Source organism: Micromonospora pisi, assembly GCF_003633685.1.
GTDB lineage: Bacteria > Actinomycetota > Actinomycetes > Mycobacteriales > Micromonosporaceae > Micromonospora_G > Micromonospora_G pisi.
Genome location: NZ_RBKT01000001.1, coordinates 5,260,445 through 5,275,688 on the forward strand (window position 1 = coordinate 5,260,445; position 15,244 = coordinate 5,275,688).

The window sequence follows — 15,244 nt, forward strand, 5'->3', positions numbered from 1 at the left end:
GTCTCCGGTGACCCGTTCGCCCGGCGCCGGCACGTCTCCCGGCCGGGCCGGTGCCGCCGGCCCCGGCCGGTCCGGTACGCCGCGATTGGCTCCTGATCCGGGTGAGTAGGTAGGCTTCCTGCACATGAGCACGCCGCGCCCCGTTCTGGTGGTTGACTTCGGAGCCCAGTACGCCCAGCTCATCGCCCGTCGGGTGCGGGAGGCCAAGGTCTATTCCGAGATCGTGCCGCACTCCATGCCGGTGGCCGAGATGCTGGCCCGAGACCCTGCCGCGATCATCCTCTCCGGGGGACCGTCGAGCGTCTACGCTCCCGGCGCCCCTCAGGTGGATCCGAAGCTGTTCGACGCCGGTGTGCCGATCTTCGGCATCTGCTACGGCTTCCAGGCGATGGCCCAGGCGCTCGGTGGCACCGTCGCCCACACCGGTGGACGGGAGTTCGGTGGTACCGCGCTGAGCCCGACCGCCGACGGCGGTGTGCTGCTACGCGAACTGCCGGCGGAGCTGTCGGTCTGGATGAGCCACGGTGACTGTGTGACCGAGGCGCCGGCCGGCTTCGCGGTGACCGCCGCCTCCGCCGGTGCGCCGGTGGCCGCGTTCGAGGACCTCGCCGGCCGCCGTGCCGGGGTGCAGTTCCACCCCGAGGTGGGACACACCACCCACGGGCAGACCATGCTGACCCGCTTCCTCTACGACGTGGCCGGGATCGAGCCGACCTGGACGCCCAGCAACATCATCGACGAGCAGGTCGCCGCGATCCGGGCCCAGGTCGGGGAGAAGGAGGTCATCTGCGGCCTCTCCGGTGGGGTCGACTCCGCGGTCGCCGCGGCGCTGGTCCACCGCGCGGTCGGTGACCAGCTCACCTGTGTCTTCGTCGACCACGGCCTGCTGCGGTCCGGTGAGGCCGAGCAGGTGGAGCAGGACTACGTGGCGGCGACGGGGATCAAGCTGAAGGTGGTGGACGCCGCCGACCGGTTCCTCGGTGCGCTCGCCGGGGTGACCGACCCCGAGCAGAAGCGCAAGATCATTGGCCGGGAGTTCATCCGGGTCTTCGAGGCCGCTGCGCGCGAGGTGGCCGCCGCCGGAGACGTGGAGTTCCTGGTCCAGGGAACCCTCTACCCGGACGTGGTGGAGTCGGGCGGTGGCACCGGTACGGCCAATATCAAGTCTCACCACAACGTCGGCGGGCTGCCGGACGATCTGAAGTTCGCGCTGGTGGAGCCGCTGCGCACGCTCTTCAAGGACGAGGTACGGGCGCTCGGCGTCGAGCTGGGGCTGCCCGAGGAGATGGTCTGGCGGCACCCGTTCCCCGGACCGGGTCTGGCCATCCGGATCATCGGCTCGGTCGATCGCGAGCGGCTCGACCTGCTCCGCGCCGCCGACCTGATCGCCCGCGAGGAGCTGACCGCCTCGGGCCTGGACCGCGACGTCTGGCAGTTCCCGGTGGTCCTGCTGGCCGACGTACGCAGTGTCGGGGTGCAGGGCGACGGGCGCAGCTACGGGCACCCGGTGGTGCTCCGCCCGGTCTCCAGCGAGGATGCGATGACGGCGGACTGGTCCCGGTTGCCGTACGACCTGATCGGCCGGATCTCCACCCGGATCACCAACGAGGTGCCCGAGGTGAACCGGGTGGTCCTCGACGTCACCAGCAAGCCGCCGGGCACCATCGAGTGGGAGTAGTCCGGCCGGGTCACGCCGTCGGCGGGGCTCCGGGTGTGCCCGGCCCAGGGTGCTGCCAGCCCGGCGCCGGCGGTGACCAGCCGGGTGCCGGGTGCGGCCAGGCGGGTGTGCCGGCCGGCTCGACCGGCATCAGGAACCACATCACGGGGTAGGCCAGCAGCGCGATGCCGCCGGTGAGCACCACGACCACGGCGAAGATCACCCGTACCAGGGTCGGATCGACCGCGAAGTAGCGACCCAGCCCGCTGGCCACCCCGGCGATCATCCGGTCCGTGGTGGGCCGGCGAAGCTGCCGGTACGGCGGTTGCTGCGTCGGGTACGGCAACGGCGGCGCCTGCGGCGGCGGTGCTGCCTGATACGGCGGTGCCTGGGGCGGCGGGGTCTGGTGCGAGGGTGTCTCGGTCATGCCTCCACGCTCCGCGCCGGCCGGTCCGTCGACCTCGGTGACCGCCCGGATCCCTACCCTGACTGTCCCCCGAAAGTGTGGCCAAGTGTCAGGAATCTGACTCAGTTCATCGGCCCGAAGCATGATCCGGGGAGAATTTTGCCCTGTGACCCCTGCGCTGGAGCCGATTCGTAGGATCGCGGCCTACGCCGTTTGTACAGATTCCGAGGACCGGGTGCTGCTGGTACGCGCCTCGTCCCGGTCCGGTACCCCCGGTGTGTGGTCGCTGCCGGGTGGTGCGGTCGACCACGGTGAAGATCCCAACCACACGGTCGTCCGGGAGACCGCCGCCGAGACCGGACTCTCGGTCTCGGTCGCCGGCCTCATCGACGTCCTCGCCGACATGCGGTCGCTGCCACAGCGTGGCGTCACGATCCATACCGACCGGCTGCTCTACCGCGTATCGGTCCGGGGCGGCACGCTCTGCGACCGGATCGGCCAGCCGACCGACCTCGCCCGCTGGCACAGCCTGGACGAGGCGAAGCAGTTGCCGCTGCGCCCGTTCACCGCCCAGGCGCTGGAGCTGCCCGCTGGTCCGATCGACCTCTGCCCGGAGGAGGCGCCCGACTTCCCGTCGTTCCACGCCGTACCGGGACCGGACGGGCTGCACCGCGCGCAGCGCTTCGCCGCGTACGCGGTGGCGACCGATCCGGCCGGGCGAGTGCTGCTCACCCGGGTCGCGGACGGTTATCCGGGGGCCGGTTGCTGGCACCTGCCGGGCGGCGGCACCGACTACGGCGAGCAGCCGGGCGCGGCGCTCATCCGCGAACTGGTCGAGGAGACCGGTCAGCGGGGGCGGCTGATCGAGTTGCTCGGTGTGGCGAGTCACCGGGACGCCGCCTCGCTGGGCCCGGAGGGCTATCCGATCGACTGGCACGGCGTACGGGCCTTCTACCGGGTCGCGGTCGACGCGCCCGCGCCGCCGACGGTGGGGGACATCGGCGGGTCGACCTCCGAGGCCCGCTGGTTCGGCCCGGACGAGCTGGACGCGCTTCCGGTCGAGCGGCTCACCGAGGTGACCGCCGAGGCGGTCCAGGCCGCGCGTCGCGCCTGATCCCTCACCACCCACCTGCCACCCCCGGCGCGGTCGGCCGGGGGCGCCGTCTGACGCGTTCGCGGGGTCTCTTCCCTGGTCGGTTCTGCTGATCCGGGGCCGCCGGAGCTAACCTCGTGATCAACGGTTGTCGAGACGGGGCGAGGGGTGCTGATGCGGCGGCGGCGGATCGGGGCGTACGGGTTGTGCCGGGACGACCACGGTCGGGTGCTGCTGACCCGGTCGTCGGCGACCGCCGACATCGCCGACATCGCCGGGATCTGGCAGCTGCCTGGCGGCGGGGTGGCCCAGGGCGAACATCCGGCGGCGGCGTTGGTCCGCGAGTTCGTCGAGGAGACCGGCCTGGTGGTCGAGATCGTCGAGGTGGAGGCGGTGCTCGCCGACCTGAGCCGGCTCGGCGGCCCGGACGAGGAGGTGCACACCGACCGGATCGTCTACCGGGTCCGGCCGACCGGCGGCGCGCTGCGCTCCGAGGCGTACGGCACCGCCGACCCGGTCGCCTGGATCCCGCCGGAGCGGCTGCCCGACCTGCCACTGATGCCGTTCACCGCGGAACTGCTCGGCCAGCCGGTCACCCCGCTGCCGGAGCCGCCGCCCGGGTCCGTACGGCGGGCGCTGCCGCCCCTGCCGCCCCTGCCGCCCGACACCGGCCAGCGCTTCGCCGCGTACGGCCTCGCCACGGACCCGGAGGGGCGGGTGCTGCTCACCCGGATCGCGGACGGCTATCCGGGTGCCGGTCGCTGGCACCTGCCGGGCGGCGGCACCGACCATGGGGAGCAGCCGGCGACCGGGTTGCTCCGGGAACTGGTGGAGGAGACTGGTCAGCTCGGGCGGATCACCGGTCTGATCGATGTCACGCACCGGCACAACCGGGCCGCCCGAGGGCCGGAGGGCCGGCCGATGGACTGGCACAGCGTCCGGGTGTCCTACCGGGTCGAGGTGGATGTGCCGACCGAGGCGCGGGTGACCGAGGCGCCGGGCGGATCGACCGACAGCGCTGCCTGGTTCGCCGTCGCGGAGGCTGCCGGGTTGCCGCTGACCGACGTCGCGTCGCGGGCGCTGGAGCGTCTGGCAGGGCAAACTCCGCCGAAATGACCGTTGTGGATGATTCCGATACACTGGTTCCGTGGGTGTGGGGTCCCCCGACGGAGGGATAACACCCCGGATAGGGTTTCTGGGCGGATCGCGCGGTATGCGAAAAATGCTCCGTCGCCAACTATCGCCAAGGCGCTTCGGTCTGTGCGATGGTGTAGGCCGCAAAAGCTTGCCGGCCAACAACCCCAGGACCCCGGCATGAGCTGGCCGGGTCGCCACCACCGGTGGCGGTCGAGTCGATCGGGTAATGGAGGAAACGTGCCGAGAGCCCCTTGGCGTCGGCGTCACACGACGGACAACCCCCGCCCGGCAGGGCGTCGCTGGGCCGGGCAACTGCGCCGTGGTGGCGCGTTCGCCCGCCAGGTCCTGCTGGTCCGGGTCGCGCGTCGTGACGACGAGCGGGGCGGCATGACCGCCACCGTCATCCGACCCGGGCATGACTACCCCGGCGACCCGCGCACCCAGTTCCCGAGCCACTACGGCATCGACCGGTTGACCGAGGCGGAGATCGACTCCGTCGTACCGGTCAGCCCGGCGATCGGACCGATGGGCCCGGTCGACGACGTGGTGCAGCCGATGGCGATCCCGCTGCTGCCGGGCGAGCGGACGGTCGCCCGGCGGTTCAAGTTCGCACTGGTCAACGGCTGCACCCTGGCCAGCCTTTCGCTCGGCATGCTGGCGATCTTCCTGGCCATGAGGGGCGACGAACAGACCGCGGCCTTCTGCCTGATCGCCTGCGTGGTCTTCGACGGACTCGACGGCGCGCTGGCCCGCAAGCTCGGCGTGGCCAGCCCGTTCGGTGCCCAGATGGACTCGTTGGCCGACATGTGCTCGTTCGGCCTGGCCGCGCCCGTGGTGGTCTACGCCTCGCTGGCCGGAACGGTCTCCACCCCGGCCGCCGCGATCGCCTGTGCTCTGGTGGCGGCCTGCGCGGCGATCCGGTTGGCCCGGTTCAACGTCTCCCCGAAGGACGGCCGGTTCTTCTGCGGCGTACCGACCACGATGGCGGCCGCGGTGCTCGCCCTGGTCGTCCTGATCGGGCTGCCGGTCCCCGGGACGCTCCAGGTCGCCGGGGTCGGGCTGCTGGCCTTCGCGATGGTCTCCAGCTTCCCGTACGCGAAACTCGCCCGCCTGGTGAAGCTGCCGCCGTGGGTCTGGTTGGCCCCGGTGGTCGGCGCCCTGGTCGACGTACGACTCACCTTCGCGCTCCTGGTCCTCGGCTACCTGGCCAGCGGTCCACTGCTCTGGCTGCGGCAGCGCCACACGGCCTGATCCGAGCCCTCTCCGCCGGCACGTCACCCCGCCGGCACCAGAACACGCCCAGGGCGCCCCGGAATCCTTCCGGGGCGCCCTGGTCTGTCAGTTCGTCGTCACCAGCCCGGTCAGCGCCAGCGCGCGATCACCGACGCCCCGCCGATCACCCGGTCGCCGGGCCCCACCAGCGGGTCGGCCGCGTCCGCGGGCAGGTAGACGTCGGTACGCGAGCCGAACCGGATCAGCCCGATCCGCTCACCCTTGGCCAGCAACGCCCCCACCGGCGCCCGCTGCACGATCCGGCGGGCGATCAGACCCGTCCGTTGTGCCACCACGACCGTGCCCCGCTCGGTGTCCAGCACGGTGTACGCGGCCACGTTGTGTTCCGCGTCCGGCTTCATCGCGGCGGCGAAGCCACCATCGGCGACGAAGTAGTCGACCACCTTGCCGGCCACCGGGGACCGGTTCACGTGCACGTCGAGCACGGAGAGGAAGACCGCGATCCGGAGGAACTCGCCGTCGCCGAACCGCTCGTCGGTCAGCCGCTCGACCGACAACACCCGACCGTCGGCGGCGGCCACCACGGCCGAGTCGTCCTCCGGCAGGTCCCGCTCCGGGTCCCGGAAGAACGCGGCCACGGGCGCCGCGACCAGCGCCGGCACCAGCCAGAGCCGGGACTTCGGCCGGGCGACCTTGGCGAGAGCGGCCAGCCCGAGCGCGATGCCGGCGGCGGCGACCCCGTTGGAGTCGATGTGCATGGTCCGGGTGATGGGGACGCTGGAGGGGCGGTAGGCGGGCGCGAGCCGCCCCGCCGTGGCCACCTCCGCCGGGGTGAACCGCAGCCGGTGCACCCGCAGCGGCGGCTGATTGCGCAACACCAGGTCGGTACCGACACCGAAGAGGGCCGCCTGCCGGTCGAGTTCGGCACCCGCGCCCTCGGTCCGTCCGGGCAGCGCCGGCGCGGCCACGGTCAGCACCCCGCCCTTGGCGACGTGTCCACCGAGTCCGGCGAGGGCGGCCCGGGTCTCCTCGACGGTGCCGGTGAACGGGGTGGCGACCAGCACCACCTGCGCCGTACCGGCGTCGGCGAGCGTGTCGACGATCCGCACCCGGTCCGACACCCACGGACCCCGGGCGGAGATGTGCGTACGGAGTGCCTCTGCGTCGTACGGCTCGGCCGGTACGACGGTGAGTGTGTCGCCGGGCAGCAGGGCGCCGATCGCCGCGCCGAGCACCGTGGAGTCCGCCTCCGCCCCGACCAGGAGCGCGGTCTTCGAGCCGTGGTGTCGGGCCAGTTCGGCGGTGAGCGTACGGGCGGCCCGCTCGCCGAGGCGGACCGGACCCTGCGGAGCGGGGGTGGGCACGGCGGGGGACTGGGTCATCGGGGGCGAACTCCTTGGTGGGTGAAGGCGGGAGAGCGCGACTCGTCCCGGCGGGGCCGTAACCGGGCGCCTGACGCGGACCGGCCGGCGGAGGTGGAAACCTCCGCCGGCCAGTTTATGCACGAGCGGCCACGGGCCACAGCGATCGGTATCAGTCCCGGTGATCGTCGACCCGTGCCTGGTCGGTGTCGGCCAGGTCGACGGCGGTCGGAGCCACCGGCTCCAGATCGAGTGTCGGGTCACCGCCGGGGACGGATTCGGCTGCCGGCCGCCCCGACCGCAACGCCCCGAGCAGGCCGAGGACGCCGACCAGGATCAGGGCAGCGGCCAGGATCCAGCCCACCGCGGGCAGGGAGAGATCGAGGGACTGGGCGACCAGCCACCAGGCGGCGATCCCCAGGAAGATCAGGGAGAACGTGAGGGAGACCCCGTCGGTCCGGTGCGCCTTCATCGGTAGACCTCCGCATCACCAGCGTTGACGTGCAGGGACAGGCGGAGCTTGCCGCCGCCGGCACCGTCCGCGCCGAGGTCGGTGACCTGGCGGGAAGGGTTGTTCACGCCACTCCACCGGTCGCCGAAGATGCGGGCGTCACCGGCGTTCACCTCCGCGTCCGTGGTGACGTCCACGTCCGGCGGAACGATCACCCGGAGCTTGCCGAAGTTGACCCGTACCGTCACCTGGACGTCCCGGTCGGTGAAGTCGACGTTGCTGAGGTCGAGGGTGCCGTCGCCGAACCTGTTCTCGTACCGGGTCGCGAGTTCGTCGACGCTGTTCGGCGCCCAGACCGCCTGCCCGTCCGGGCTGTGTGCCGGTTGGACGGACTCGGCGATCGTGGAGATGCCGAGCGCCGCGGACGCCACCAGGCCGAGTGCGATCAGCCACCGGGCCCGGCCGAACCAGGAGCCGACCAGGAGCCCGAGCCCGATGGTGATCAGGGCCGCCGTGAAGTAGGCGGAGGGGCTGACCTCGACCACGTTGGTGGTGTCGAGGATGACCACCACACCTATCGCCACGAAGATCAGGGAGAAGGTGGCGGCACCGAGCGGGGATCGTTCCCGTGGCGGCTTCGGGGGCTTCGGGGGCTTCGGGGGTTTGCCCGTGGGCGGCCGGAAGGCGGGGCCGGCGTACGGGCCGTGCGGCGCGAACGGCGGCCGGTAGCCGCCCGGGAGCGGACCGCTCGCCGCTGGCGTGAGCGGGTCGCCCGGAGCCGGCGGCCACCCGCTCGGGGGTACGGCGGTCGGGCCGGCAGCCGGCGGCACGGTCACCGGGGCGGCACCTCCGGGGTACGCCGGACCGGGGGCACCGGCGTAGGCCGCCGCGGGGCCGCCCGGGTATCCGGGGTGGGCGGGCGGTGCCGGCCGGTACCAGTCCGGGTACGACTCGGTCGGCGCTCCGAAGGGCGCGGGTCCGGTCGCGGGCCCGAATCCCGGTGCCGGGCCGGGTGGTGCGTCCGCCGTGCCCGACGTACGGGCGTTCCGGTTGAGCAGCAGCGCCCCGCCGATCAGGATCGCCGCGCCGAGCATGATGGCCCGGAACGAGTCGGTCACGATCAGGCCGAACATCACCGCGACCAGCACCCCGAGGATGATCACGGTCACCGGGGACATGCTCGACCGGCCCCGGCCCAGCATCGACTCGACCGGCGAGGCGCTGTCCCCCTCGGCCGGGATGATCAGCCAGGCGGCCAGGTAGACCAGCACACCGATGCCGCCGAAGAAGCCCAGTACGGCGAGGAGCACCCGCCAGAGGATCGGGTCGGTGTTGGTGGCCCGGCCGATCGCGGCACAGACCCCGGCGAGATAGCGCCCCTCGCGGGGGCGGACCAGCCCGTACCGGGAGGTGAAGCCGGCGGGGCCGGTGGGCGGTGGGCCGGGGGGCGGCGCGTACCCCCAGGGGGGTGGGGTGTCGCCCGGCGGTGGTCCGCCGGGAGGTGAGGTGTGGTCGGTCCGGGGTGTTTCGTCCGAGTCGGCCGGAGCGTCGGCTCCGGCGGGGCTCGTGGGCGAAGATGCCGGACCGGGCAGCGGAGGCTGCGGCGGATCGGCGCTCTCCGTCGGGGCCGGTCGTCCTGACGCGGCAGCTTCTTCGGTCATGTTTCCGAGTCTGGTCCGTCGACGGTCCGAGTGGCCTCAGGCGCGAACCCTGAGGCCACCCTGATAATTCCGGCGGAAAGGTTCCGGGGCGTCCCCGTGGTCACGGTGCCCGCCCACGTGTGACGATCGAATCCGCAGGCCGACGACGGCCGGCGGGTCCCCCGTGACCACCCGTCCACGCGCCGGACCGGTCCCGCCCCGGCGGACCGACCGGCACGACCAGGGAGTGACCGATCAGCACCGCGATTGAGCCCCGCCTATACCGCGCCCGGCACCACCGCATGGTGGCCGGCGTGGCCGCCGGCATATCCGAGCATCTGGGGATCCCGGTGATCCGGGTACGGGTCGCATTCGTGGTGCTGCTCGGTCTCAGTGGTCTCGGCCTATTGCTTTATGCGGCGTTCTGGGCGGTGGTCCCGGTACGCCCCGGCGAGACCGGTGAACCGCCCCGGCGCGATCTGCTCCAACTGATGCCGTTCGTGGCCATCGGGCTCGGCGTACTGGTGATTCAGTTGATGGTCTTCGGTCGTACCGGGGTGACCGGCACCGCCGGCTGGCTGGTGGCGATCATCGCGGTCGGCGCCGGGGTGATCTGGCACCAGTCGACTCCGGAGCGGCGCCGGCAGTGGAGCGAGACGATGCCGGTGCCGTGGCTCGGCGCGGTGCTGGAGGAGAGCGACCGACGGGCGTTCGTGCTCCGGTTCATCGGCGGCGGCCTGTTGGTCGCGGTCGGGGTGGTCGGGGTGGCGGCGGTCTACTCCCCCCAGGCCGACTTCGACGCGGTGGCGAACGGGGTGATCTTCGCGCTGGTCGGGCTGGCCGGGGTCGGGGTGGTCGCGGCGCCGGTGCTCTGGCGGATGTTCAACCAGTTGCGGACCGAGCGCGAGGGACGGATCCGGGAGCAGGAGCGGGCCGAGCTGGCGGCGATGGTGCACGACCAGGTGTTGCACACGCTCGCCCTGATCCAACGCAACGCCGCCGACGTGAAGACCGTGCAACGACTGGCCCGGGGTCAGGAGCGGTCGTTGCGGAGCTGGCTGTACAAGCCGACCGGGTCGCCGACCGAGCGCTTCGCGGCCGCGTTGGAGCAGGCCGCCGCCGAGGTGGAGGACACCTTCGCGATCAGTGTCGAGACCGTGGTGGTCGGCGACCGGGAGACCGACGAGCGGATCGCGGCCCTGGTCGCGGCGGCCCGGGAGGCGCTGGTCAACGCGGCCCGGCACGCGAAGGTCGAGACGGTGTCGCTCTACGCCGAGGTCGAGCCGGAGCAGGTGAGTGTCTTCGTACGTGACCGTGGTGCCGGCTTCGACCCGACTACGGTAGAGGATCATCGACACGGGGTACGTGGGTCGATCATCGGGCGGATGGACCGGCACGGCGGCCGGGCGGAGATCCGCAGTTCGCCAGGGGACGGAACCGAGGTGCGGCTGTTCATGCCGATCCGGGAGAGCACCGGATCGGGCAGGGAATGGTAGCGATGACCGGGGCGGAGCGAGGAGAGTCATGACGGAGAGCACCGACATCGCCGAGGGCGCGGAGCAGCCGCGGCTGCGCGTGTTCCTGGTGGATGACCACGCGATGTTCCGCGCCGGGGTCCGGGCCGAGTTGGGTGTGCACGTCGAGGTGGTCGGCGAGGCGAGCACCGTGGCGGAGGCGATCAACCGGATCGCGGTGACCCTACCGGACGTGGTGCTGCTCGACGTGCACATGCCCGACGGTGGGGGCCGGGCGGTGCTGGACGCGATGCGGCGTACCCATCCGGCGATCCGGTTCCTGGCGTTGAGTGTCTCCGACGCGGCCGAGGACGTGATCGGTCTGATCCGGGCCGGGGCGCGTGGATACGTCACCAAGACGATCTCGCCGGACGAGCTGACCGCGGCGATCCGGCGGGTGGCCGACGGGGATGCCGTCTTCAGCCCGCGGCTGGCCGGTTTCGTGCTGGACGCGTTCGCCGCCCGTCCGGATGTGCCGGTCGCCGACCCGGAGCTGGACCAGCTCACCAACCGGGAGCGTGAGGTGCTCCGGCTGCTTGCCCGGGGCTACGCCTACAAGGAGATCGCGAAGGAGTTGTTCATCTCGATCAAGACGGTCGAGACCCACGTCTCCAACGTGTTGCGCAAGCTCCAGATGTCCAACCGCTACGAGTTGTCCCGCTGGGCGGCGGATCGTCGGCTCGTCTGAGTCCGCGGCGTCGATCGTCGTCCCCGTCGATCCGCCGTAGGTCCCGCCGTCGGGAGGATGTGCACGCTCAGTGTGCGTATGACATCCGACAGTATTCGGCCACTCCGTTCGGCGGTTGACCGGGGCGCGTCGGGACCGGTCGCCCAGGTGCCTCTGTTTGGGCTGTCGCGTACGCCGGTTCAGGTAGATCCACCAGGGCAAATTGTGATCTTGGTGAGTATTGACCGAGTGCGCTTGGTCTAACGGCTTGATAACGGCACCTTCACGCAACGGGCGTTGGGTGTCACAGTGTCAGTCACCTCACACCCCCTCGTGAGCGCCCTGAGGAGGCACTCCCATGCGCGGGAAAACCCTGAAGATGGCGGTCGCTACGACCGCCATCACGCTGATTGCCACAGGTTGCAGCAGCAGCGACCCGGACGACTCCGGTTCGAGCAACAGCAACGCGGTGGTTTCTATCGAGATCGCCGAGCCGCAGCACCTGATCCCTTCCAACACCACCGAGACGAGCGGCGCCCAGGTCCTGGCCGCCCTCTTCTCTCCGCTGGTTGACTTCGACAAGGACAACAAGCCTTACGAGGTTGCCGCCGAGTCGATCACCTCCACGGACAACACCCTGTGGACGGTCAAGCTCAAGGACGGCTACACCTTCCACAACGGTGAGAAGGTCACCTCCGACAGCTACATCAACGCCTGGAACTACGGCGCGTACGGCCCGAACGGCCAGGGCGGCGCCTACTTCTGGGAGAAGGTCGACGGCTACGCCGACCTTCAGTCGACCGACCCCGACGGCGAAGAGGGCCCGCAGAAGGCTCCGGAGCCGAAGGCCAAGAAGCTGACCGGTCTGGCGAAGGTCGACGACCTCACCTTCACGGTCAAGCTGGCGGCGCCGTTCAGCGAGTTCAAGGCCGTCCTCGGCTACACCTCGTTCTACCCGCTGCCGGCGGCGGCGTGGCAGTCCGACGGTGTGCTCAAGGAGGGCTTCGAGGACGCGATCGTCGGTAACGGCCCGTTCAAGCTCAAGGGCGCCTGGCAGCACGACCAGGGCATCGAGGTCGAGAAGTACGACGCCTACCCGGGTGAGAAGCCGAAGGTCGGCGGCGTCAACTTCAAGATCTATCAGCAGCTGACCTCGGCCTACGCCGACCTGCAGGCGGACAACCTCGACGTGGTCAAGACGATCCCGACCGAGGTTCTCTCCAGCGCGCAGACCGACCTGGGTGACCGGTTCAAGCAGTCGCCGGCCTCGACCTTCCAGTTCGTCGCGTTCCCGACGTTCCAGCCGGAGTTCGCCAAGGCTGAGGTTCGTAAGGCGATCTCCCAGGCGATCGACCGGGACGAGATCATCAAGGCGGTCTTCAAGGGTTCGCAGAAGTCGGCCCGCTCGTTCGTCTCGCCGGTTGTCGCCGGGTACCGGGACAACACCTGCGCCGACGCCTGCGTCTTCGACGCGGCCAAGGCGAAGGCGGCGTACACCGCCGCCGGTGGCCCGGCCAAGCTGCAGATCTCGTACAACGGTGACGGTGGGCACAAGGAGTGGGTGGACGCCACCTGCAACCAGCTCAAGACCAACCTGGGTGTGGAGTGCGTCGGCACCGCCGAGCCGAAGTTCGCTGACCTGCTGACCAAGGTGGAGTCGAAGACCCCGGTCGGCATGTTCCGCATGGGCTGGGTCATGGACTACCCGTCCATGGAGAACTACCTCGGCCCGCTGTACAGCACCAACGGTTCGTCGAACTACTACGGCTACAGCAACCCGGCCTTCGACGCCCTGGTCAAGGAGGGTGCCTCGGCGCCGAGCCTCGACGAGGCGATCAAGAAGTACCAGGCGGCCGAGGACATCCTCGTCCAGGACATGCCGGTGATTCCGCTGCGGTTCGGGCAGAACACGTTCGGCCACTCGAACAAGGTCAAGAACGTGGAGATCGACCTGTTCAACCGGGTCAATCTGCTGAAGATCGAAGCCGTCAGCTGAACTGACCGCTGAGCGGCGGACGGTCCGGGTCACCAGCTAGGAGTTGCGTGACCCGGACCGTCCGACGAGTGGTCCGTTTGTCGGGCGGTGCCCGATCCAGACGGGCCATCTCCGTGGCGTCACCGGTGACCGTGCGGTGACGCCATCGCCGCGTTCGTATGCGGTCCGCTGTCCACAAGGCAGCCACCGACGCCTGTCCCGTGAAGGACGAAGACATGTTCCGTTTCATAGTCCGGCGCCTGCTGCAGATGGTCCTCACGTTCTTCGGGGCCACCCTGCTCGTCTACGCGCTCATGTTCAGCAATCAGGGCAGCCCCGCACAGGTCATCCAGTCCCTGGTCGGCGAACGCCCGGTCACCCCGGCCCAGGTCGCGGTCCTGACCGAGCGGTACCACCTCAACGAGGGTTTCTGGACCCAGTACGGCTACTACATGAAGGGCCTGCTGCAACTCGACTTCGGCACCTCGCTGACCGGTCGACCGATCGGCGACATGATCGCCCAGGCGTGGCCGGTGACCATCCGGCTCGCCGTGATCGGCGTCCTGTTCGCCATCCTCTTCGGCGTGACCGCGGGCGTCGTCGCCGGCATCCGTCGCGCCGGCGTGTTCGACAATGCCACGCTGATCCTCACCCTGCTACTCATTTCCATCCCGGTGATCGTGCTGGCCCCGCTGGCGCAGTACTTCTTCGGCATCAAGCTCAGCTGGTTCCCGCCCACCGCCGGTGGTGACCCGGACTGGTGGGCACTGTTCCTACCCGGACTGGTGCTGGGGTCGCTCTCGCTCGCCACCTACTCCCGGTTGACCCGTACCTCGGTGGCGGAGAACCTCCGCGCCGACTACGTCCGTACGGCCCGCGCCAAGGGCCTGCCGCGCAGCCGGGTGATCGGGGTACACGTACTGCGCAACTCGCTGATCCCGGTGGTCACCTACATCGGCATCGACATCGGTGGCCTGATGGCCGGCGCCATCATCACCGAGGGCGTGTTCAACATTCCCGGCGTCGGCTTCAACCTCTTCCGCGGCATCCGCACCGAGGACGGACCGCTCGTGGTCGGTTTCGTGAGCCTGCTGGTCATCGTCTTCCTGGTCGCGAACCTGATCGTCGACATCATGTACGCCGTGCTCGACCCGAGGATCCGCTATGAGTAATCTCGAATCGATCGCCGCAGCCGAGACCCCCGCCGCGAACCCCGCACCGGTCGGACCGGCCGGCGCCAAGACCGACAAGCCGCGCAGCCTCGCCGGCGACGCCTGGCGGGACCTACGCCGCAACCCGATCTTCTGGGTCGCCTCCGGATTGGTCCTGCTCTTCGTGGTGATGGCGCTGGTGCCACAGCTCTTCACCCCGGCCGACCCCGCCAGCTGCGCACTGTCCCGGCAGTACGGGGCACCGAGCGGGCGGGCCTGGTTCGGCTACGACTTCCAGGGCTGTGACGTCTTCGCGCGTACGGTCTACGGCGCCCGCGCCTCGATCCAGGTCGGTGTCTTCGCCATGCTGTTGGCCGGCGCCATCGCGCTGGTCGTCGGGCTCTCGTCGGGCTACTTCGGTGGCTGGGTGGACACCATCCTGTCCCGGCTCACCGACATCGTGCTCGGCATCCCGCTGCTGCTGGCCGCGATCGTGCTCGGCAAGCGGCTTGCCGGCGACCGACAGGGGACCGGCATCTGGACCGTGGTGATCGTGCTCGGGGTACTCGGCTGGACCACCGCGTCGCGGGTGATGCGCTCCTCGGTGATCAGTGCCAAGAACCAGGACTACGTGGCGGCGGCCCGGATGCTCGGCGCCGGGCACGGCCGGATCATGTTCCGGCACATCCTGCCGAACGCGCTCGCCCCCTTCGTGGTCGTGCTGACCATCGCGCTCGGCGGGTTCATCTCGGTGGAGGCCACCCTGTCGTTCCTCGGCATCGGGCTGAAGGCACCCGCCGTCTCCTGGGGCATCGACATCTCCAGCTCGCAGCTGCGGGTACGGGAGAACGCCACCCCGCTGATGGCACCCTCCGCGTTCCTGGCGCTGACCGTGCTCGCCTTCATCATGCTCGGCGACGCGATCCGCGACGCCTTCGACCCGAAGCTGCGGTAGGAGA

13 protein-coding genes are annotated in these 15,244 nt (G+C 70.6%); 9 read left to right on the forward strand and 4 right to left on the reverse strand.

Translation table 11 applies throughout. From position 1 onward, the window contains the following. The first annotated feature begins 124 nt into the window (after nt 1–124). Nucleotides 125–1,678, forward strand: a complete 1,554-nt coding sequence (guaA, locus tag BDK92_RS22520; protein WP_121158494.1) for a glutamine-hydrolyzing GMP synthase — start codon at nt 125–127, stop codon at nt 1,676–1,678. A 10-nt stretch (nt 1,679–1,688) separates the two neighbouring features. On the opposite strand, the gene BDK92_RS22525 is transcribed toward guaA, so the two are convergent. Then, entirely contained in the window at nt 1,689–2,084 is a 396-nt protein-coding gene (locus tag BDK92_RS22525; protein WP_121158495.1) for a PspC domain-containing protein, read from the reverse strand. 145 nt (nt 2,085–2,229) lie between these two features. Between BDK92_RS22525 and BDK92_RS22530 the strand changes: the two genes are divergently transcribed. The 3 genes from BDK92_RS22530 (at nt 2,230) to BDK92_RS22540 (ending at nt 5,544) form a co-directional block, all read left to right on the forward strand. Next, nucleotides 2,230–3,177 carry an NUDIX hydrolase gene (locus BDK92_RS22530; RefSeq protein WP_121158496.1) on the forward strand — a complete coding sequence of 316 codons (948 nt, stop codon included), beginning with the start codon at nt 2,230–2,232 and terminating at the stop codon, nt 3,175–3,177. A 150-nt stretch (nt 3,178–3,327) separates the two neighbouring features. Continuing rightward, entirely contained in the window at nt 3,328–4,272 is a 945-nt protein-coding gene (locus BDK92_RS22535) for an NUDIX hydrolase (RefSeq protein ID WP_121162486.1), read from the forward strand. 333 nt (nt 4,273–4,605) lie between these two features. Then, nucleotides 4,606–5,544 carry a CDP-alcohol phosphatidyltransferase family protein gene (locus BDK92_RS22540; protein ID WP_121162487.1) on the forward strand — a complete coding sequence of 313 codons (939 nt, stop codon included), beginning with the start codon at nt 4,606–4,608 and terminating at the stop codon, nt 5,542–5,544. A 110-nt stretch (nt 5,545–5,654) separates the two neighbouring features. On the opposite strand, the gene BDK92_RS22545 is transcribed toward BDK92_RS22540, so the two are convergent. From BDK92_RS22545 to BDK92_RS22555, 3 genes are all read right to left on the reverse strand, one after another. Continuing rightward, on the reverse strand, nt 5,655–6,908 hold the full coding sequence (locus BDK92_RS22545) for a phosphatidylserine decarboxylase (RefSeq protein ID WP_121158497.1): 1,254 nt from the start codon (nt 6,906–6,908) through the stop codon (nt 5,655–5,657). 151 nt (nt 6,909–7,059) lie between these two features. Then, on the reverse strand, nt 7,060–7,359 hold the full coding sequence (locus tag BDK92_RS39735) for a hypothetical protein (RefSeq protein WP_211349334.1): 300 nt from the start codon (nt 7,357–7,359) through the stop codon (nt 7,060–7,062). Then, nucleotides 7,356–8,999 (reverse strand): PspC domain-containing protein, encoded by a 1,644-nt coding sequence (locus BDK92_RS22555; RefSeq protein WP_246017191.1) that lies wholly within the window; start codon nt 8,997–8,999, stop codon nt 7,356–7,358. The genes BDK92_RS39735 and BDK92_RS22555 overlap by 4 nt, the downstream gene beginning before the upstream one ends. Before the next feature lie 233 nt (nt 9,000–9,232). On the opposite strand from BDK92_RS22555, the gene BDK92_RS22560 reads away from it, so the two are divergent. From BDK92_RS22560 to BDK92_RS22580, 5 genes are all read left to right on the forward strand, one after another. Beyond that, on the forward strand, nt 9,233–10,474 hold the full coding sequence (locus BDK92_RS22560) for an ATP-binding protein (protein WP_281278699.1): 1,242 nt from the start codon (nt 9,233–9,235) through the stop codon (nt 10,472–10,474). A 28-nt stretch (nt 10,475–10,502) separates the two neighbouring features. Next, nucleotides 10,503–11,180 carry a response regulator gene (locus tag BDK92_RS22565; protein ID WP_121158499.1) on the forward strand — a complete coding sequence of 226 codons (678 nt, stop codon included), beginning with the start codon at nt 10,503–10,505 and terminating at the stop codon, nt 11,178–11,180. A gap of 337 nt (nt 11,181–11,517) precedes the next feature. Continuing rightward, nucleotides 11,518–13,155 (forward strand): peptide ABC transporter substrate-binding protein, encoded by a 1,638-nt coding sequence (locus tag BDK92_RS22570; RefSeq protein WP_121158500.1) that lies wholly within the window; start codon nt 11,518–11,520, stop codon nt 13,153–13,155. A 215-nt stretch (nt 13,156–13,370) separates the two neighbouring features. Continuing rightward, nucleotides 13,371–14,306, forward strand: coding sequence for an ABC transporter permease (locus BDK92_RS22575; protein WP_121162489.1), 936 nt, complete (start codon nt 13,371–13,373; stop codon nt 14,304–14,306). Next, entirely contained in the window at nt 14,299–15,240 is a 942-nt protein-coding gene (locus BDK92_RS22580; RefSeq protein ID WP_121158501.1) for an ABC transporter permease, read from the forward strand. Before BDK92_RS22575 ends, BDK92_RS22580 begins: the two co-directional genes overlap by 8 nt. Nucleotides 15,241–15,244 lie beyond the last annotated feature (4 nt).

Coding starts and splice junctions, on each gene's coding strand:
- guaA (WP_121158494.1), top strand. CDS start 125: ATGAGCACGCCGCGCCCCGTTCTGGTGGTTGACTTCGGAGCCCAGTAC.
- BDK92_RS22525 (WP_121158495.1), bottom strand. CDS start 2,084: ATGACCGAGACACCCTCGCACCAGACCCCGCCGCCCCAGGCACCGCCG.
- BDK92_RS22545 (WP_121158497.1), bottom strand. CDS start 6,908: ATGACCCAGTCCCCCGCCGTGCCCACCCCCGCTCCGCAGGGTCCGGTC.
- BDK92_RS39735 (WP_211349334.1), bottom strand. CDS start 7,359: ATGAAGGCGCACCGGACCGACGGGGTCTCCCTCACGTTCTCCCTGATC.
- BDK92_RS22555 (WP_246017191.1), bottom strand. CDS start 8,999: ATGACCGAAGAAGCTGCCGCGTCAGGACGACCGGCCCCGACGGAGAGC.
- BDK92_RS22565 (WP_121158499.1), top strand. CDS start 10,503: ATGACGGAGAGCACCGACATCGCCGAGGGCGCGGAGCAGCCGCGGCTG.
- BDK92_RS22570 (WP_121158500.1), top strand. CDS start 11,518: ATGCGCGGGAAAACCCTGAAGATGGCGGTCGCTACGACCGCCATCACG.
- BDK92_RS22575 (WP_121162489.1), top strand. CDS start 13,371: ATGTTCCGTTTCATAGTCCGGCGCCTGCTGCAGATGGTCCTCACGTTC.
- BDK92_RS22580 (WP_121158501.1), top strand. CDS start 14,299: ATGAGTAATCTCGAATCGATCGCCGCAGCCGAGACCCCCGCCGCGAAC.